This is a genomic window from Streptomyces fradiae ATCC 10745 = DSM 40063 (genome assembly GCF_008704425.1).
GTDB classification, from domain to species: Bacteria; Actinomycetota; Actinomycetes; order Streptomycetales; family Streptomycetaceae; genus Streptomyces; species Streptomyces fradiae.
On sequence record NZ_CP023696.1, the window covers coordinates 5,021,464 to 5,040,058 of the forward strand.

The 18,595-nt window shown below is 74.2% G+C and carries 19 protein-coding genes; 9 read left to right on the top strand and 10 right to left on the bottom strand.

The genetic code is table 11. From position 1 onward, the window contains the following. Positions 1–240: 240 nt before the first annotated feature. From CP974_RS22505 to CP974_RS22515, 3 genes are all read right to left on the bottom strand, one after another. Positions 241–1,041 carry an SAM-dependent methyltransferase gene (locus CP974_RS22505; protein WP_031130814.1) on the bottom strand — a complete coding sequence of 267 codons (801 nt, stop codon included), beginning with the start codon at positions 1,039–1,041 and terminating at the stop codon, positions 241–243. Continuing rightward, positions 1,038–1,730, bottom strand: coding sequence for a glycerophosphodiester phosphodiesterase (locus tag CP974_RS22510; protein ID WP_031130815.1), 693 nt, complete (start codon positions 1,728–1,730; stop codon positions 1,038–1,040). Before CP974_RS22510 ends, CP974_RS22505 begins: the two co-directional genes overlap by 4 nt. A 126-nt stretch (positions 1,731–1,856) precedes the next feature. Continuing rightward, entirely contained in the window at positions 1,857–2,882 is a 1,026-nt protein-coding gene (locus CP974_RS22515; protein WP_031130817.1) for an adenosine deaminase, read from the bottom strand. Positions 2,883–2,969: 87 nt separating this feature from the next. Here CP974_RS22515 and CP974_RS22520 point away from each other — a divergent pair, with 87 nt between their 5' ends. Together CP974_RS22520 and CP974_RS22525 are read left to right on the top strand one after the other, a co-directional pair. Beyond that, positions 2,970–3,662, top strand: coding sequence for a DUF4190 domain-containing protein (locus tag CP974_RS22520; protein WP_031130819.1), 693 nt, complete (start codon positions 2,970–2,972; stop codon positions 3,660–3,662). Between the two features lie 49 nt (positions 3,663–3,711). Beyond that, a complete protein-coding gene (locus CP974_RS22525) occupies positions 3,712–4,176 on the top strand; it encodes a DUF4190 domain-containing protein (RefSeq protein ID WP_037937658.1) in 465 nt (154 codons plus the stop codon). Between the two features lie 180 nt (positions 4,177–4,356). On the opposite strand, the gene ybiA is transcribed toward CP974_RS22525, so the two are convergent. Next, entirely contained in the window at positions 4,357–4,905 is a 549-nt protein-coding gene (gene ybiA / locus CP974_RS22530) for a riboflavin biosynthesis intermediates N-glycosidase (protein WP_031130823.1), read from the bottom strand. 465 nt (positions 4,906–5,370) lie between these two features. Between ybiA and CP974_RS22535 the strand changes: the two genes are divergently transcribed. From CP974_RS22535 to CP974_RS22565, 7 genes are all read left to right on the top strand, one after another. After that, a complete protein-coding gene (locus CP974_RS22535; RefSeq protein ID WP_031130825.1) occupies positions 5,371–6,618 on the top strand; it encodes a polyamine ABC transporter substrate-binding protein in 1,248 nt (415 codons plus the stop codon). A 43-nt stretch (positions 6,619–6,661) separates the two neighbouring features. Then, complete coding sequence (locus CP974_RS22540) at positions 6,662–7,810, top strand: ABC transporter ATP-binding protein (RefSeq protein WP_031130826.1); 1,149 nt, start codon at positions 6,662–6,664, stop codon at positions 7,808–7,810. Then, on the top strand, positions 7,807–8,739 hold the full coding sequence (locus CP974_RS22545) for an ABC transporter permease (protein ID WP_031130828.1): 933 nt from the start codon (positions 7,807–7,809) through the stop codon (positions 8,737–8,739). The genes CP974_RS22540 and CP974_RS22545 overlap by 4 nt, the downstream gene beginning before the upstream one ends. A gap of 131 nt (positions 8,740–8,870) precedes the next feature. Next, positions 8,871–9,671 (top strand): ABC transporter permease, encoded by an 801-nt coding sequence (locus CP974_RS22550; protein WP_031130830.1) that lies wholly within the window; start codon positions 8,871–8,873, stop codon positions 9,669–9,671. Positions 9,672–9,713: 42 nt separating this feature from the next. Then, positions 9,714–11,132, top strand: coding sequence for an NAD(P)/FAD-dependent oxidoreductase (locus CP974_RS22555; RefSeq protein ID WP_031130832.1), 1,419 nt, complete (start codon positions 9,714–9,716; stop codon positions 11,130–11,132). A gap of 72 nt (positions 11,133–11,204) precedes the next feature. Next, positions 11,205–11,438 (top strand): ferredoxin, encoded by a 234-nt coding sequence (locus tag CP974_RS22560; RefSeq protein WP_373276749.1) that lies wholly within the window; start codon positions 11,205–11,207, stop codon positions 11,436–11,438. Positions 11,439–11,604: 166 nt separating this feature from the next. Further along, positions 11,605–12,123 (top strand): HAD domain-containing protein, encoded by a 519-nt coding sequence (locus CP974_RS22565; protein WP_031130835.1) that lies wholly within the window; start codon positions 11,605–11,607, stop codon positions 12,121–12,123. A 4-nt stretch (positions 12,124–12,127) separates the two neighbouring features. Here the strand turns inward: CP974_RS22565 and CP974_RS22570 are convergent, their stop codons facing one another. From CP974_RS22570 to CP974_RS22595, 6 genes are all read right to left on the bottom strand, one after another. After that, on the bottom strand, positions 12,128–12,568 hold the full coding sequence (locus tag CP974_RS22570; RefSeq protein WP_051839316.1) for a thioesterase family protein: 441 nt from the start codon (positions 12,566–12,568) through the stop codon (positions 12,128–12,130). Positions 12,569–12,681: 113 nt separating this feature from the next. After that, the gene (locus CP974_RS22575) at positions 12,682–14,004 is read right to left on the bottom strand and encodes an MFS transporter (RefSeq protein ID WP_051839317.1); all 1,323 of its coding nucleotides are present in this window, start codon (positions 14,002–14,004) and stop codon (positions 12,682–12,684) included. Between the two features lie 47 nt (positions 14,005–14,051). Then, positions 14,052–15,254: an acyl-CoA dehydrogenase family protein gene (locus CP974_RS22580; RefSeq protein WP_031130841.1), complete on the bottom strand. Its 1,203-nt coding sequence runs from the start codon at positions 15,252–15,254 to the stop codon at positions 14,052–14,054. 234 nt (positions 15,255–15,488) lie between these two features. After that, positions 15,489–16,472, bottom strand: a complete 984-nt coding sequence (locus CP974_RS22585) for a 3-oxoacyl-ACP synthase III family protein (protein WP_031130843.1) — start codon at positions 16,470–16,472, stop codon at positions 15,489–15,491. A 17-nt stretch (positions 16,473–16,489) separates the two neighbouring features. Continuing rightward, a complete protein-coding gene (locus CP974_RS22590; RefSeq protein ID WP_031130845.1) occupies positions 16,490–17,827 on the bottom strand; it encodes an aminotransferase in 1,338 nt (445 codons plus the stop codon). A gap of 30 nt (positions 17,828–17,857) precedes the next feature. Further along, positions 17,858–18,595, bottom strand: a complete 738-nt coding sequence (locus CP974_RS22595) for an SDR family oxidoreductase (protein WP_031130847.1) — start codon at positions 18,593–18,595, stop codon at positions 17,858–17,860.

The window sequence follows — 18,595 nt, forward strand, 5'->3', positions numbered from 1 at the left end:
CGGGGGGAGGGGAGAGCGACACCCTACGGGCGGCCCGCCCCGCCCCGGGGGCCCGGCGGCGCCGGGAGGGGCGTACGCGTCCCAAAAGCACCCGCGCGGGTGACGCGCCGGGCGGCGCGGTGCCGGCCGGGCCCGCGCCCCGCCCCCGCGGCACGGCTGTGCGGGGGCGGGCCACCGCGACCCCGCACGGTGGTGCGGCACGGCGGCGCGCACCGGCCGCCGCCGGGCCGGTCGCGCCCGTCAGGGCTTGCGGGCGACCGCGCCGAACTGGGCGACCACCGGCGGCGGCTGGCCGGGGCCGGGCCGCCAGAGGGAGCAGGAGACGACGCCGGGCTCCAGCACCTCCAGGCCCTCCAGGAAGGAGGTGAACTCCGCGCGGGTGCGGGCCGTGATGGGCGGGGTGGCGTTCGCGTTCCAGAACTCCATCGCCGCCACGTTGTCCTCGCCGCCCAGCTCGGGATCGGCCGTCGGGTGGGTCAGTACGAGGTGGCTGCCGGAGGGGACGGCCGCCATGAGGGTCCGCACGATCCGCCGGGCCTCGTCCGTGTCGAGGACGAAGTTGAGGATGCCGAGCATCATCACGGCCACCGGGCGGGCCAGGTCCAGGGTCCTCCCGGCCGCCGCCAGGATGGCCTGCGGGTCGTGGGCGTCCGCGTCGACGTACTCGGTGGCGCCCTGCGGGGTGCCGGTGAGCAGGGCGCGGGCGTGGGTCAGCACGATCGGGTCGTTGTCGACGTAGACGATCCGCGCGTCGGGGGCCGCGCGCTGGGCGACCTCGTGGGTGTTGTCGGCGGTCGGCAGGCCCGTGCCGATGTCGAGGAACTGCCGGATGCCCGCCTCCGCCGCCAGGTACGTGACGGCGCGGCCGAGGAACGCCCGGTCGGCGCGGGCGACTTCGCCGATGCCGGGGTGGAGGGAGGTGACGCGGTCGCCGACGGCGCGGTCCACGGGGTAGTTGTCCTTGCCGCGCAGCCAGTGGTTCCAGACGCGCGCGTTGTGGGCGATGTCGGTGCGGATGCGGCCGGTGTGGTGGGACGTCACGTACGGGCTCCCGTCAGTACGGAGTTGAGCGTGTCCACGCGGTTGGTGGTGATGGAGTCCACCCCGTTGCCGATCAGCTTACGCATCGACCTGCGGGTGTCGGCCGTCCAGGCGGCCACCAGCAGCCCGTCCCGGTGCACCCGGTCCGCCAGCGCCGCGCTGACCAGCCCGAAGCGGTAGTTGAGCCAGCGCGGCGCCACCGCGTCGATGAGCACCGGGCGGGCCGGCGCGAGCGTCGTCCACGTCAGGGCGATCTCGGCGGCCGGGTCGGCGGCGCGGACCAGCAGCATGGCGGGCGCGCCGGAGCAGTAGTAGACCCGGTCCTCGGCGTCGCACTCGCGGACGGCGCCGACCACGGCCCGCACGGACTGCTCGGTGGCGCCCGGCAGGTCGATCATCACGCGGTGCGGGGCGGCGGCGGTCAGCGCCTCGTGCAGGGTGGGCACGCCCTCCGGGCCGGTCAGCTCCCGCACCTCGGCGAGGGAGAGGGAGGCCAGCGGCCGGTCCACCCGCCACAGCCGCCGCAGCGTGTCGTCGTGGAGCAGGACCGGGACGCCGTCCCAGGTCAGCCGGACGTCGATCTCCACGGCGTCCGCGCCGCGGGCCAGCGCCGAGCGGATCGACCCGAGCGTGTTCTCGCGGACCCGGTAGGGGTCGCCCCGGTGGCCCACGACGGTGACGGTGCGCATGGGGCCATTGTCGCGGCGGTCGGGGTCAGGAGGCGAGTCACCGGTCCGCCCCAGGACGCGAGCCACCGGTCCGTCTCAGGACGGCGAGCCACCGGTCCGTCTCAGGACGGCGAGCCACGGCCGGGGTCAGGAGGCGAGCCACCGGTCCGTGTACGCGTCGATCTCCGCCGCGATCCGGCTCTTGCCCGCCGGGTCGAGGAAGGACGCCTCGACGGCGTTCCGCGCGAGGGCGGCGACCCCGCGCTCGTCCAGCTCCAGCAGGCGGGCGGCGACCTCGTACTCGGTGTTCAGGTCCGTGCCGAACATCGGCGGGTCGTCGGAGTTGACGGTGACCAGCACCCCGGCGGCCACCATCTCCCGGATCGGGTGCCGGTCGATGTCGGCGACGGCGCGGGTGGCGATGTTGGAGGTGGGGCAGACCTCCAGGGCGATGCGGTGCTCGGCGAGGTGGGCGAGGAGCGCCGGGTCCCGCGGGGCGCTCGTGCCGTGGCCGACGCGCTCGGCGCGCAGCTCCGTCAGGGCGTCCCAGATCGTCTGCGGCCCGGTCGTCTCGCCCGCGTGCGGCACCGAGTGGAGCCCGGCGGCGATGGCCCGGTCGAAGTACGGCTTGAACTGAGGCCGGGGCACCCCGACCTCCGGCCCGCCGAGGCCGAACGACACCAGGCCCTCGGGCCGCAGGTCCACGGCGAGGCGCGCGGTCTCCTCGGCGGCCTCCAGGCCGGCCTCGCCCGGGATGTCGAAGCACCAGCGCAGGATCACGCCCAGGTCGGACTCGGCGGCCGTGCGGGCGTCCTCGATCGCCTCCATGAACGCCTTCTCGTCGATGCCGCGCCGGGTCGAGCTGTACGGGGTGATCGTCAGCTCGGCGTACCGGATGTTCTGCCGCGCCATGTCGCGGGCCACCTCGTACGTCAGCAGCCGGACGTCCTCGGGGGTGCGGACCAGGTCGACGACCGACAGGTACACGTCGATGAAGTGGGCGAAGTCGGTGAAGGTGAAGTAGTCCGCCAGCGCCTCCGGGTCCGTCGGCACCAGGGAGTCGGGGTGGCGGGCGGCCAGCTCCGCGACGATCCGGGGGGACGCCGAGCCGACGTGGTGGACGTGCAGCTCCGCCTTGGGCAGGCCCGCGATGAAGGGGCGCAGGTCGGTCATCGAGGTCCTCCGTCTGGGCGATCCGTCCCTGGTCACGGCTCATCGTAGGCGGGTCGTTAGCATGGCCGGACACGATGGGGGAGGCTCATGCCAGAGAACAGCGACCGCAACGATCCCTGGGCGCCGCCGGAGAGCCGGCCCGCCCAGCAGCCGGGGGTCGGCCTCGGCAAGGGCGGCCCGCCGCCCTCCGGACCGCACGACCAGCCGACCGTGACGTCGATGCCCGCCGCCGGGTACGGCGCCCCGTCCGGCGACCCGCTGCCGCCGCCCCCGGTCGCGCCCGGCGGCCCCGCGCAGCCCGCGCCCGGCCCGTACGGCTACCCGGCGCAGCCGACCCCGGCGGCGGGCACCCCGGGCGGCTACGGCTACCCCCAGGGCGGCTACTCCCAGGGCGGTTACCCCGGCGCGTACGGGACGTACGGCGGCGCCGCGGCGTGGGGGCCGGGCCCGGCGAACGGCCTGGGCATCGCGGCGATGGTGATCGGCATCGTCTCGCTGGTGATGTGCTGGGCGTACGGCCTCGGAATCATCCTGGGCGTCCTCGCCCTGGTCTTCGGCATCATCGGACGCAAGCGCGTCCAGCGGGGCGAGGCGAACAACGGAGCCATGGCCACCGCGGGCATCGTCACGGGTGTGCTCGGCATCGTGCTCGGCGCGGTGGTGCTGGGCGCCATGATCTGGGCGATCGTCGAGAGCACCGAGCACGGCGGCCGGGACGACCACGACCCCTACGCGACCTCGCTGGTCGTCACGGAGCCGGGCACCGCGCTCCGCCCCTGATCGCCGGGCCCTACGATGGGCCGACGCATCCGTGGAGGGGAGACCACTCATGTCCGATCCGTACCAGCAGCAGCCCGGTGGCTACGGGCAGCCCGACCCGTACGGCGCGGGCCAGCCGCCGCAGCCCGGCTACGGCTACCCGGCGCCGGCCACCCCTCCGCCGCCGGCCGGCTACCCGACCGCCCCCCAGCCCTCGCCGTACGCGGCGCCCGCGCCCGGCTACGGCGCCCCCGCCGTCCAGCCCAGCAACGGCATGGGCACGGCCGGCCTGGTGCTCGGCATCATCGGCGTCGTGTGCGGCGTGATCGTCGTCCTGTGGCCCCTCGGCATGCTCCTCGGCATCCTCGCGATCATCTTCGGCGCGGTCGGCCGCTCCAAGGCCGTCCGGGGCGAGGCGACCAACAAGGGCGCCGCCACGGCGGGCCTGGTCACCGGCATCATCGCGACGGTCCTCATCCCCGGCATCCTCCTCCTGGTGGCGGTCAGCGCCGCCGGCATGGCGTCCGGCCTCTGACCCGTACGGCTCCGACGCCACCCACGGCCCGGCCCGCCCCGAGCGTGCCGGGCCGGGGCGTGTCCGTGCCGGGCCGCTCGGGGCACGGCGGGACCGGGCGGTTTTGGGGCGGGGCCTCGGGAAGGCGCGTACGGGCCGGGCGGAGCCCCGGCGGCGGCGTCCGTCGGCACGCCCCCACGCCTACCCCTCGCGCAGCTCCTCGCGGGCGTCCATCAGGGCGAAGCCGAGCAGGTTGAGCCCCCGCCAGCGGGCCGGGTCGTGGGCGCGCTCGTCGTCGGCGGCGAGGCCGATGCCCCAGACGCGGTCCATCGGGCTCGCCTCCACCAGGACCCGGTCGCCCGTGCCCAGCAGGTAGCCGGCCAGCTCCGGGCTCTGCCCGAACTTGTGGCGGCTGCCGGCCACCACGATCCCGTACCGCTCGCGCTCCCAGACCGCCTCGTCGAAGCCGCGCACCAGGCGCCCCGCCTTCTTCGCCAGGGCCGGGTCTGCCGCCGAGACGGCCTGCCGCTCCGCCTCCGCGTCGCCGAACAGCCGCGCCTTGGCGGCCATCATCCAGTGCTCCGCCGTCGCGTACTCCACCCCGTCCACCGTGAAGGGGGACGGCCACCACTGGCTCAGGCAGCTCGCCCCGAGCCGCCCGTCGGGGCGCGGCCGGTGGCCCCAGAAGTGCAGGTACCGGACCCGGTCACCCCGGCCGACCCGCTCGATCAGCGCTTCGCGTCGTTCCATGCCGGCCAGCATCGCAGCCGCCCCCCGCTCCCCGTACGGGCTTTTCCGGCACCGGGCGCGACAGGGCCGACCGAATCCGTCGCTTGACCAAATGGCAACAACGGAATCCCTTGTTGGGCGTGCGGGCCTCTGCCAGGATCGGCACCCACATCACGGCCGGACCATGAAAGAGCGTCCATGGACGAACGTTTCCGCACGGCCGCCGAGGCGGGGCGGCGCCGCACGGACGGCGCCCGTCCGGCGCCGCAACCGGCCACCGCCCGTCCGGCGCCGCGAAGGGCATGCCAACCTACTCCTTCGAGACGTACACGCAGGTCACGCAGGCGATGCGCGACCACACCGCGGGCGCCCGGAAGGACCGGCACCGCACCGTCCTCACCGGACCGGTGACGACGGACCCCAGCCCGCAGGCGCACCCGCCCGCCGCCCGTCCCGGCGGCCCGACCCCTCCGAAAGGCACAGCGCATGGAGCAGTACGAGCCCGACGGCCTCTCCGAGGCCCAACGCGCCGCGATGCGGCGCAGCCTGGAGACCGGCAGGGGAGCCCTCACCCGCCGCTCCCTGCTGCGCGCGTCGGGTGCCGGCGCCCTCGCCCTCGGCGGCGCCGCCGGGCTGGGCGCCTGCGGCATCCCGCCCGCCAGGCGGGAGGGGCAGGGCCCGGCGGCCACCGACCACTCGGCCCGCGAGAAGCGGCTCGCCTTCTCCAACTGGACGCAGTACATCGACGTCAGCGACGACGAGAAGCGCCGCCCGACGCTGGAGGCGTTCACCCGGCGCACCGGGATCACCGTCACGTACACCGAGGACATCAACGACAACGTCGAGTTCTTCGGCAAGATCAAGCCGCAGCTCGCCGCCGGCCAGGACACCGGGCGGGACCTGATCTGCGTCACCGACTGGCTCGCCGCCCGCATCATCCGCCTCGGCTGGGCCCAGAAGCTCGACCCGGCGAACCTGCCGCACGCCTACGCCAACCTCGCCCCGCAGTTCCGCCGCCCCGACTGGGACCCCGGCCGCGCCCACTCCTACCCGTGGACCGGCATCTCCACCGTCATCGCCTACAACGCCAAGGCCACCGGCGGGCGCACCGTCGACTCCGTCAGCCAGCTCCTGGACGACCCGAAGCTGAAGGGCCGCGTCGCCTTCCTCTCCGAGATGCGCGACACCGTCGGCATGACCCTCCTCGACATGGGCGAGGACCCCGGCACGGTCACCGCCGCCCAGTACGACGCGGCGATCGGCCGCCTCCGCAAGGGCGTGGAGACCCGGCAGATCCGCCGCTTCACCGGCAACGACTACACCGCCGACCTCAGCAAGGGAGACCTGGCCGCCTGCCTCGCCTGGGCGGGCGACCTCATCCAGCTCCAGGCCGACAACCCCGACATCCGCTTCGCCGTCCCGGCCGCCGGCTACCTCACGGCCACCGACAACCTCCTGGTCCCCACCGGGGCACGGCACAAGTCCAACGCCGAGAAGCTCATCGACTACTACTACGAGCCCCCGGTGGCCGCCCGCCTCGCGGCGTACATCAACTACGTCTGCCCCGTCGACGGCGTACGCCCGGAGCTCGCCCGGATCGACCCGGCGCTCGCGGCGAACACGCTGATCCTCCCCGACAGGGCGATGGCCGCGAAGTCGCGCGCCTTCCGCTCCCTCACCAGCGAGGAGGAGACGGCGTTCGAGGAGAAGTTCGCCGCGCTCATCGGCGCCTGAGCCCCGCCCCGATCCGCTCCCCTCGACCCCGGGACCCACACCCATGACCGACACCCCCACCGGCGGCGACGTCCGCCTCGCCGGGATCAGCAAGACGTACGGCTCCTTCACCGCCGTCCACCCGCTCGACCTGACCGTCCCCGAGGGCTCCTTCTTCGCCCTCCTCGGCGCCTCCGGCTGCGGCAAGACCACCACGCTGCGCATGATCGCCGGCCTGGAGGAGCCCACCACCGGGGCCGTCCTCCTCGGCGACCGGGACGTCACCGACCTGCCCCCGCACAAGCGGCCGGTGAACACCGTCTTCCAGTCGTACGCGCTCTTCCCGCACCTCGACGTCCACGAGAACGTCGCCTTCGGCCTGCGCCGGCGGGGCGTCAAGTCCGTCAAGCGGCAGGTCGACGAGATGCTCGACCTCGTCCAGCTCGGCGACAAGGCCCGCCACCGCCCCCACCAGCTCTCCGGCGGCCAGCAGCAGCGCGTCGCCGTCGCCCGCGCCCTCATCAACCACCCCCGCGTCCTCCTCCTCGACGAGCCGCTCGGCGCGCTCGACCTGAAGCTGCGCCGCCAGATGCAGCTGGAGCTCAAGCGCATCCAGACCGAGGTCGGCATCACCTTCGTCCACGTCACCCACGACCAGGAGGAGGCCATGACCATGGCCGACACGGTCGCGGTGATGAACGCCGGCCGCGTCGAGCAGCTCGGCCCGCCCGCCGCGCTGTACGACAACCCGCGCACCACCTTCGTCGCCAACTTCCTCGGCACGTCCAACCTCGTCGAGGGGCGGGTCACCAGCGCCGGCGCCGAGGTCGCCGTCACCGCGGGCGGCGCCGCCCTCACCCTGCCCGCCGACCGCTGCGCCGCCCCCGCCCGCGCCGGCGGCGCCCTCCTCGTCGGCGTCCGCCCGGAGAAGATCGCGCTCACCCACGCCGACGACGCCGCCACCGTGCCCGCCGGGCGCAACCGGCTCACCGGCCGGATCGCCGACACCTCCTTCATCGGCGTCTCCACCCAGTACACCGTCGACGGACCCGCCGGCACCGGCCTCCAGGTCTACGAGCAGAACATCGAACGCGACCCGCGCCTGGCCCCCGGCGCCGAGGTCGTCCTCCACTGGAACCCCGCCCACACCTTCGGCCTCGACGCCGCGCAGGACGCGGAGGCCGGGGTCGAGACGGTGGAGGGCGCCGCGTGACGACCGCCACCGACACTCCGCCCGGCGCCGCGGCCCCGGCCGCCCCCGCCGTGACGAGGCGCCCCCGGCGCGGGCGGCTCGTCCCGTACTGGCTGCTGCTGCCCGGCGTCCTGTGGCTGCTGGTCTTCTTCGCCCTGCCGCTGGTCTACCAGGCGTCCACGTCCGTGCAGACCGGCTCGCTGGAGGAGGGCTTCGAGGTCACCTGGCACTTCCCGACGTACTGGGAGGCCCTGCGCGACTACCACCCGCAGTTCGCGAGGTCGCTGCTGTACGCCGGGACCGCGACCCTGCTGTGCCTGCTGCTCGGCTACCCGCTCGCGTACCTCATCGCCTTCCGCGCCGGGCGCTGGCGGCACGTGCTGCTGGTCCTCGTCATCGCGCCGTTCTTCACCAGCTTCCTCATCCGGACGCTGGCCTGGAAGACGATCCTCGCGGACGGCGGGACCGTCGTCGGCGCGCTCGACGCCCTGCACGTCCTCGACGTCACCAGCCGGCTCGGCTGGACCGAGGGCGACCGGGTGCTGGCCACGCCGCTCGCCGTCGTCTGCGGACTGACGTACAACTTCCTGCCGTTCATGATCCTGCCCCTCTACACCTCGCTGGAGCGGATCGACGGGCGGCTCCACGAGGCGGCCAGGGACCTCTACGCCTCGCCCGCCACCACCTTCCGCAAGGTCACCTTCCCGCTGTCCATGCCGGGCGTCGTCGCCGGCACCCTGCTCACCTTCATCCCCGCGAGCGGCGACTACGTCAACGCCGAACTCCTCGGGTCGACCGACACGAAGATGATCGGCAACGTCATCCAGGGGCAGTTCCTGCGGGTGCTCGACTACCCGACCGCGGCGGCGCTGTCCTTCCTGCTGATGGCCGCCATCCTCATCCTGGTGACGGTCTACATCCGCCGGGCCGGAACGGAGGAGCTGGTCTGATGCCGCGTTCGAAGCCCCTTCCCACGCCTGCCTCCCCACCCCCTTCCGGGGCCCACTCCGGGACCCTCGCGAAGCCGCACCCGGCGCCGTCCGCCGGACGCGGGCCGGCGCCGCGGTCCGCGCCGCGCTCGGTGCCGGGCTGGATACGGCGCCACCTCGTCGTCCTCGCGGGCCTGTGCACGCTGGCCTACCTCGTCCTGCCCAACGTCGTCGTCCTCGTCTTCTCCTTCAACCAGCCCAACGGCCGCTTCAACTACACCTGGCAGCGGTTCTCGCTCGACGCCTGGAAGGACCCCTGCGGCGTCCCCGACCTGTGCGGCGCGCTCGGCCTGTCGCTCCAGCTCGCCGCCTGGGCCACGCTCGGCGCCACCGTCCTCGGCACGCTGATCGCCTTCGCGCTGGTCCGCTACCGCTTCCGCGCGCGCGGCGCCGTCAACGCGCTGATCTTCCTGCCGATGTCCATGCCGGAGGTGGTGATGGCCGCCTCGCTGCTCACCCTCTTCCTCAACATGGGCGCCGAGCTGGGCTTCCGCACGGTCCTGGTCGCCCACGTCATGTTCTGCCTGAGCTTCGTCGTCGTCGCGGTCAAGGCGCGCGTGATGTCCATGGACCCCCGTCTGGAGGAGGCCGCCCGCGACCTGTACGCCGGGCCCGTCCAGACGTTCCTGCGGGTCACCCTGCCCATCGCGGCGCCGGGCATCGCGGCCGGCGCGCTGCTGGCCTTCGCGCTCTCCTTCGACGACTTCGTCATCACCAACTTCAACGCCGGCTCGACCGTCACCTTCCCCATGTACGTCTGGGGCTCCGCGCAGCGCGGCACCCCCGTACAGATCAACGTCGTCGGCACGGCGATGTTCGCCGTGGCCGTACTCGCCGTCGTCGCCGCGCGGTTCCTGACCGCCCGGCGCAAGCGGACCCGGAGCCGCCGGTGACACCCCACCGGTAACCCGCAACCCCCGAGGGAGTTGGAAGCCATGGCCCCAGCCGCCATGCGTACCGCCGCACGATCGCTGACCGACGCCCGGCCCGCCCCCTTCTGGCTGGAGGACCCCGGCAGGCCCGCCGCCCGGCCCGCCCTCGCCGGCACCGACCACTGCGACCTGCTCGTGGTCGGCGGCGGCTACAGCGGGCTGTGGACCGCGCTGCTCGCCAAGGAGCGCGACCCCGGACGGGACGTCGTGCTCATCGAGGGCCGGGAGGCGGGCTGGGCCGCCTCCGGCCGCAACGGCGGCTTCTGCGCCGCCTCCCTCACCCACGGTCTCGGCAACGGCCTCGCCCGCTGGCCCGCCGACCTGCCCGCGCTGGAGGAGCTCGGCGCCCGCAATCTCGACGCGATCGAACGGGCCGTCACCGCGTACGGCATCGACTGCGACTTCGAGCGCACCGGCGAGATCGACGTCGCCACCCGCCCCCACCAGCTCGCCGAGGTCCGCGCCCTGTACGAGCGGGCCCGCCGGCTCGGCCTCGCCGACGGCCTGGAACTGCTCGACCGGGACGCCGTCCGCGCGCAGGTCGACTCGCCGACCTTCCTCGGCGGCGTCTGGGACCGGCGCGGCGTCGCCCTCCTCCACCCGGCCAGGCTCGCCTGGGGCCTCAAGCGCGCCTGCCTCGACGCGGGCGTGCGGATGTACGAGAACACCCCCGGCCTGCGGCTGGCCCCCGCCGGCGCCGCCATGGCGGTCCGCACCCCCTACGGCCGCGTCCTCGCCCGCCGGGTCGCCCTCGGCACCAACGCCTTCCCGTCCCTGGTCCGCCGCGCCCGCCCGTACACCGTGCCCGTCTACGACTACGCCCTGGTGACCGAGCCGCTCACCGCCGCGCAGCTCGACTCGGTCGGCTGGCGCGCCCGCCAGGGCCTCGGCGACCTCGCCAACCAGTTCCACTACTTCCGCCTCACGCCCGACAACCGCGTGCTGTGGGGCGGCTACGACGCGGTCTACCCGTTCGGCGGGCGCGTCCGCGCCGAACTGGACCAGCGCCCCGAGACGTTCCTCACCCTCGCCGAGCACTTCTTCCGGTGCTTCCCGCAGCTGGAGGGGGTGCGCTTCACCCACACCTGGGGAGGTGTCATCGACACCTGCTCCCGCTTCTCCGCCTTCTACGGCACGGCGCACCGGGGCCGGGTCGCGTACGTCGCCGGGTACACCGGACTGGGCGTGGGCGCCTCCCGGTTCGGCGCGGACGTGATGCTGGACCTGCTGGCGGGCGAACGCACCGCGCGCACCGCGCTGGAGATGGTCCGCACCAAGCCGCTGCCGTTCCCGCCGGAGCCCCTGGCGTGGGCGGCCATCGGGGTCACCAAGTGGTCCATGGCCCGCGCCGACACCCGCGACGGCCGCCGCAACCTCTGGCTGCGCGGCCTGGACCGGCTGGGGCTGGGCTTCGACAGCTAGATGAGTGAGTCCGATGTCTGTGCTGGTCGCGACCATGGCGAAGGGCGCCCGTCGGTCAGTGTGTGAAGACTGGTGCTCCACGCCGACCGGGAACGCTGCCAGGGCGCCGGCATGTGCGCGCTGACCGCCCCGGACCTCTTCGACCAGGACCCCGAGGTCGGCCGCGTCGTCCTGCTGCGTCCTGCGGCGGCGTACGGGACCGGGCCGACCGGGGCGGCCGCCCGGGAGGCCGTCTCCCTCTGCCCCGCCGGAGCACTCTCCTTCGCCCCGGACCCGCCCGACGCCCCGCCGGTGGGCAGGACATGACGCCGCGAGCGGTCTGTGACGCGGTAGTCCGTGAGGCGGGTGGTCCGTGACGGGTGGTCCGTGACGGGAGGTCCGTGACGCGGGAGGTCCGTGAGCCCGTCGGGGCGCGGGGACGGCGAAGCGGGCGCCGACCGAGCCCCTCCGCCCGGGTCGATAGGGTGCCGCCGTGACCGGCTCCCCGCAGCGTCCGCTGCTCTTCCTCGACGTCGACGGACCTCTCATCCCCTTCGGGGCGGAGCCCCACGAGTACCCCAGCCATCCGACGGGGCACGTGCCGGGCTGCGGGGCGCATCCGCTGCTGACCCGGATCGACCCGGCGCACGGGCCCCGGCTGGCGGCGCTGTCCTGTGACGTGGTCTGGGCGACGACGTGGGCGGACGACGCGAACGAGTGCGTCGCCCCGCTCATCGGCCTGGCGGAACTGCCGGTGGTGCGCTGGCCCGAGCCGTCCGACGCCGATGACCGGGACGCGCGGGACGGGTTGCACTGGAAGGTCCGCGGCCTCGTCTCCTGGGCGGCGGGCCGTCCGTTCGCCTGGGTCGACGACGAGATCACCGGGGTCGACCGGGCATGGGTCACCGCCCACCACCCGGGGCCCGCCCTGCTGCACCGGGTCGACCCCCGTCGTGGGCTGACGGAGGTCGACTACGCGGCTCTCGACTCCTGGCTGCGACGGCCGGCCTGATCCCTCACGCGCTCCGGTCGGTGGTCCGCGGCCGGGGGGCGAGCTTCTCCGTGAAGCGGGCGCGGTTGATGACCGCCCGGGTGTGGCGCCCGCTGAGGACGGTGGCGGCCGCGTCGCGTGCGACGACGTCGAAGACGAGCTTGCGGCCCTCCACCCCGGTCAGGGTCGCCGAGACGGTCACCTCCTCGCCGACCGGGGTCGGTGCGAGGTGGGCCGAGTCGTGCGCGAGCCCCACCGTCATGTCCTGGTCGGTGACGGCCGGGTCGATCACCTTCATCGCGGCGATCTCGCTCAGCCACAGGAGGACCGGCGTGGCGAGGACGGGCAGGTCGTTGCCCCAGTTGGTGGCCGCGTCCTTGTCGGTGACCCGGTGGACGACGTCGGCGCTCCTGCCGATCAGGGAGGCGAGGTCGGTGGCGCCGGTCTGGGCGGGCGTGCTGGTCATGGTGTCCCTCGCTGTCGGGGTTCGGGGTTCGCAGTTCGAGGCGCTGAGTGAGGTGTCGGGCGCGGTGCCGGCGTGGGGGCGCGGCGCGGTGCGCGCGATGTGGTGATCGTCCGTCAGGCCGTGTGCGCCGAGGCGTCGGTGGCCGGCCGGGTGTACACGGTCATGGGGATCGCCGCCGCGCAGACGACGCAGCCGGCGAGCACCAGGACCGGACGGGGGCCGAAGTGGCTGCCGATGACACCGGCCAGGGCGGAGCCCACCGGCAGGCAGCCGAAGGCGATCAGCCGGTACGCCGACGTGACCCGGCCCAGGAGGTGCTGCGGGACCGTGCGCTGCCGGTACGACACGGTGACGACGTTGATCAGGATGAGCAGACCGGTGAGACCCAGTCCGACGCCGAGCACGGCCACCGTGGGGCGCAGTCCCGGCAGGAGGAAGCCGGCGGCCATCCCCGCGAGCCCCAGCGCCATGCTGGGGCGCGCCCCCAGGCGGCCGATGGCGGTGGCGGACAGCAGCCCGACGACGAGGCCGCTGACGCCCGCGACCATCAGCAGGGACCCGTACGACGCGCTGCTCAGCCCCAACGGGCCGGGGGGCAGGGCCAGTACGGGCAGCGCGGCGTAGACCGCGGCCCAGGCGAGGTTCAGGGCGCCCACGCCCAGGGCGTAGACGAACAGGGTGCGGTTGCCGACGAGGAAGCGCAGTCCGGTGCGGATGTCGGCGATGATGCCGGGCCGCCCGGCAGGGGAGGTGTCGCCCCCGGCCCCTGGGGCCCCCGGAGACCCCGGAGCGCCCGGAGCCCCCGGAGCGCCCGGGGCGTCCGGGGCGGTCTTCCCGGAGGCGGGCAGGGCCAGGAGTGCCAGGACGGTGGCGAGGTAGAGCAGGGCGGTGGCGCCGAAGGCCAGACCGGCGGACAGACCGAGCAGGATGCCGCCGAGGGGCGGGCCGGCCATCTGGTTGGTGGTGATCTCGGCGGCCTGGAGCCGCGAGTTGGCCCGTTCCAGCTGGTCCGGCGCGACCAGGCCGGGGGTCGTGGTGTGGAACGCCGTGTCGAAGATCGTCTCCCCGATGCCGAGGAGGAACGCGGCCGTGGCGAGTACGGCGATGTCCGCCCGGCCGAGCGCCAGTAAGAGCGCCGTGGTGCCGAGGACGACGACGCGCCCGCTGTTCACGATCCGCATGAGCCGGCGCTCGTCGCACCGGTCGACGAGGAGGCCGGAGAAGAGCGCGAAGACCAGCCACGGGGCCCGCGACATGGCCGCGACCAGGGCCACCCCGCCGGCACCGCCGCCGAGGTGGACGGCGGTGACGGGCAGGGCGACCTGGTAGATGCCGTCGGCCAGGTTCGAGCCCGCGCACGCGTGCCAGAGCCAGACGAAGGGGCGTCCGAGGGGGGTGGGCGGCCGGGTGTCGGACGCCACGGGGGTAGCGGTCATGAGGTCCTCGTTCGGTTCGCGTACGCGGGTGCGGGGGTGAACCGCCGTCAGCCCCTGTGGTGCGCCAACATCTGGTTGAGGATGTTCTTGCGCTGCATCTCGGTGGTTCCCCCGGCGATAAGGGTGCCCAGGGCGTCCTGGACGATGCGGGTCAACGGGCCGCGCTCGTAACCGGCGTGGCCGTGCAGGCGCATCAGGTTCTGCGCGGCCTCGACCAGCCCCTCGGACCCAGTCAGCTTCGCAACCGAACAGCGCAGGGACGCCTCCGGGTCGCCGGCGACCAGCGCCTCGATGCCGGCCATCGCCGTCGCCCGGGCGACCTCGATGGTGATGCGGATGTCGGTGAGGCGCCCCTGGACGTACTGGTGCTCCAGGATCGGCTGGCCGAACGCCTCGCGCCGCCACGTGAAGGAGATCACCTCGTCGAGGCGCGGCTCCAGGAACGCCGCGGCGACGAGACCGTAGAGGGCGCGGTCGAAGCTGATGATGTCGTACAGGGTGCGCAGCCCCTCGCCGGGCGCGCCCAGCACGGCGCCCTCCGGCAGCGCGACGTCCTCCAGGTGGATGGCGCCCGTGGGGCTGGTCCGCAGTCCGAGGAGCTCCTCGGCCGGGCCGCGCCGGACGCCCGGGCTGTGCAGGTTCACCAGGAACAGGGTGATGTCGCGGCGGCCGAGCTCGGGTACCCGGCCGAGGATGAGCGCCCGGTCGGCGACGGGCGCGTTCGTGATGTGGTCCTTCAAGCCGGTCAGGCTCCACCCCTCGGGGGTGCGCACGGCGGTGGTCCGCGTGCGGGCCACGTCGGACCCGCCGTGCGGCTCGGTGAGGGCGGTCGCGCCGACGGCACCCTTCATCAGGGACGGCAGGACCGTCCGGTGGTGGTACTCGCCGCCGTGCTCGACCAGGGCGCGCACCAGGCCGGCGTGGGCGATCAGGGAGAGGACGAAGCCGAGGTCGTCGCCCTCGCGGGCGATGTCGGCGATGCGCTCGGCCAGGTCACGCCACGTGCCCCCGACACCGCCGAGGTGCTCGGGGACGCCGACGCGCCACAGACCGCGGTCCGCCAGGCGCTGCCAGGACAGGCGGTCGAGGATCTCGGCCCGGTAGGCGCCGTCGGCGCGGGGGGCGATGTGCGTGCGGGCGAACTCGGCGAAGCCCGGGTCGTGCGGGAGCTCCCCCCGCCCGCCCCGGGGCTCCTCCAGGTGGGGGAGCGGGCCGGCGGGGGTGGACGAGGTGATGACGGGTGCGGTCACGTGAGGGTTCTCCTGGCTCTCGGACGGGGTGGCTGGACGGGGTTACCGGTGCCGGCGCGCAGGCGCGGGGCACCGCGTGGGCGGGTCGGCGGGGGCGTGCATGGCGTGGGTGGCGTACGTGGCCACGGGTGAAGTGCGCGCCCTGCGTGCCGGGGTCGGGCGGTCGCGGGGACGTGCGCGGGGCCGGGGCGGGCCGGCCGCCGGCGGCGGCGCAGCGGGACGGGGAAGAGGCGGTCAGTACCAGCGCAGGACGAGCGCACCCGCCGTCATGCCCCCGCCCACTGCGGCCAAGACGACGACGTCACCGCGCCGGATGCGGCCCGCGGCGTGCGCCTCGGCCAGGGTGATGGGCACCGAGGCGGCGGCGGTGTTGCCGTAGCGCTCGACGGTGGTCGGGATCCGGTCCAGCGGGATGCCGGCCCGGTTGGCGCACTCCTCGATCAGCCGGGCGTTGGCCTGGTGGGTGACGAGGAGGTCCACGTCGCCGACGTCGAGTCCGGCCGAGGCGAGCGCGCCCTTGACGACGCGGGGGACGGCCTGGGTGGCGAAGTTCCACACCCGGCGCCCGTCCATGTGGAAGTAGTGCCGCCGCTCCCGCACGGTGCGCGCGTCCGCGGGCTCGGTGGCGCCTCCCGCCGGGACGCCGACCACGTCCAGCTGGGCGCTGTCGGCGATCAGGTCGCAGCCGAGGACGCCGTAGCCGTCGGGCACGTGCCCGAGGACGGCGGCGCCGGCGCCGTCACCGAAGAAGACGCAGGTGCCGCGGTCCTCGTAGTCGAGGATCCGGCTGTACGTCTCGCAGCCGACGACCATGACGCGGCGGTGCTGGGGGAAGCTCCCCATCAACCCGGCGGCGGTGGCGGCCGCGTAGATGAAGCCGCTGCACACCGCGCCGACGTCGAAGGCCGGCACCTGGGTCAGCCCCAGCTTGGCGTGGATGTGGCAGGCGGTGGACGGCTGGATCCGGTCGGGCGAACTGGTGGCGACGACCAGCGCGTCCACCTGGTCCACCGTGAGGCCGCCGTTGTGGAGGGCGGCCACCGCCGCCCGGTGCCCCAGGTCGGAGGTCGTCTCGTCCGGCCGGGCGCGGCGGCGCTGCCGGATGCCGGTGCGGGAGGTCACCCAGGCGTCGGAGGTGTCCACCGTCCGGGCGAGGTCGTCGTTGGTGACGATGTGGTCGGGCAGGTACGAGCCGGTGGCGAGGATGCCGATGGCCATCGGTCTGCTCCTTGGGGTCAGGCTGCCTGTCGACGGCGGGCGGCGAGCACGTCGTCATAGGCGGCGGTGAAGCGTTCCAGCACCTCGTCTACCTGGCCGGGCGTGATGATCAGTGGCGGCGCGAAGACGACGGTGTCGCCCATGGCCCGCAGCAGCAGACCGCGCTGCTTCGCCACCTCCAGGACCTCCTGGCCCAGCCGTCCGGGCTCCGCGTCGGCCTGCTCCGGGTCGAACTGCACCCCGCCGAGCAGGCCGTAGTGCCGCACGTCGCGGACCAGTTCGGCCCCGCGGAACTTCTCCAGCCCCCGTGCCAGGTGGGGGGCCACCTCGCACACGTGACCGGGGATGTCCCGTTCGCGCACGATGGCCAGGGTCTCGCGGGCCACGGCGGCGGCCACCGGGTGGCCCGAGTAGGTGAAGCCGTGCCCGAAGGTGCCGATCTGCCGGCTCCCCTCGGCCAGGACCTCGCTGACCCGCTCGCCGACCAGGGTGGCGGAGACGGGCAGGTAGGAGGAGGACAGGCCCTTGGCGCTGGTGATGATGTCGGGGCGCAGCCCCAGGGCCGTGGTGGCGAACATCTGCCCGGTGCGGCCGTAGCCGGTGATGACCTCGTCGGCGATGAACAGGATGCCGTGGCGGTCGAGGACTTCCTGGATCCGGGCGAAGTACCCGGCCGGGGGGATGATGAGCCCGCCGGCGCCGAGGATCGGCTCGGAGATGAAGGCGGCGACCGTCTCGGGCCCCGTCTCCAGGACGAGGTTCTCGAAGTCCCGCACGAGCCAGTCGACCTGCTCCTCCTCGCTCATGCCGCGCGAGGCCGGGTGCAGCGGGTCGGGGCAGTGGGCCGAGAGGAAGTCGTCGCCGGCGAGCCCGAAGCCGTGGTGGATGTGGGGCAGCCCGGTGGCCGAGCCGGCGGCCAGGGTGGTGCCGTGGTACCCGCAGTGGTGCGAGATGACCTTGCGGCGCTCCGGCCGGCCCTGGGCCCAGTGGTAGTAGCGGGCGAACTTGATGGCGCTGTCGTTCGCGTCGGACCCGGAATTGCCGAAGAAGACCCGGCCCATCGGTATCGGAGAGATCTCCGCGATGTCGGCTGCCAGGGCGAGCGCGACGTCGTTGGTGCGGTGGTTGAACGAACCGTAGAACGGCAACCGGTTCATCTGCTCCGTGGCCGCCCGCACCAGGCGGGGTTCGCTGTAGCCGAGGGTCACGCTCCACAGGCCGGCGACGCCGTCGACGTACCAGCGGCCCTCGGCGTCACGGACCTCGATGCCGGAGCCCTCGGTGATGACGTGCGGTGGCGTGTCCAGGTAGAGGGGGGTGTGGGGTTCGAGCATGCGGGTGGGTGCAGTGGACATGGTGGCTTCTTCCCGTGCGCGGGGCGGGGCTCAGCGGCCGCCGCCCACCTCGAGGACGGACCCGGTGATATAGGAGGCGGCCGGGGAGAGCAGGAAGACCACGGCTTCCGCGACCTCCTCCGGGGTGCCGATGCGACCCATGGGCACGGTCGCCTTGAGGCGTTCGGGGCGGTCCGGGACCCCGTTGGCCTGGTGCAGTCCTGTGTGGATCAACCCGGGGGCGACGGCGTTGATCCGTACGCCGTCGGCCGCCGCCTCCTGGGCGGCGCCCCAGGTGTGGGCGTTCACGGCGGCCTTCAGGGCGGCGTAGTGGACCCATTCGCCCCCACCGCCGGTACGGGCGCCGGTGGAGGAGATGTTGACGACGCAGCCCCCGGGGCCGCCGCGGCTGAGGGCCATCGCCCGCAGCGCCTCCCGCGTGCACAGCACCACGCTGCGCAGTACGGCGCGGTAGGCGGTGTCGAGCCGGGCGACGTCCAGGTCGATCACCCGACCCAGACCGCCGGTCACCCCGGCGTTGTTGACGACGGCGCTGAGCGGGCCGAGCTTGTCCGTGGCGGTCGCGAAGAGCCGCACCACCTCGCCCTCCTCGGTGACGTCGGCCTGGAGGGCCAGTGCCTCGACACCCGCCTCCCGCACGTCCCGTACGACCTGTTCGGCGCCGGCGGCGCTGGTCCGGTAGTTGACGCACACCGGTCGTCCCAGCGCCGCCGCGCGGCGGGCGATGGCGGCACCGATGCCCTGGCCACCGCCGGTGACGATGATCAT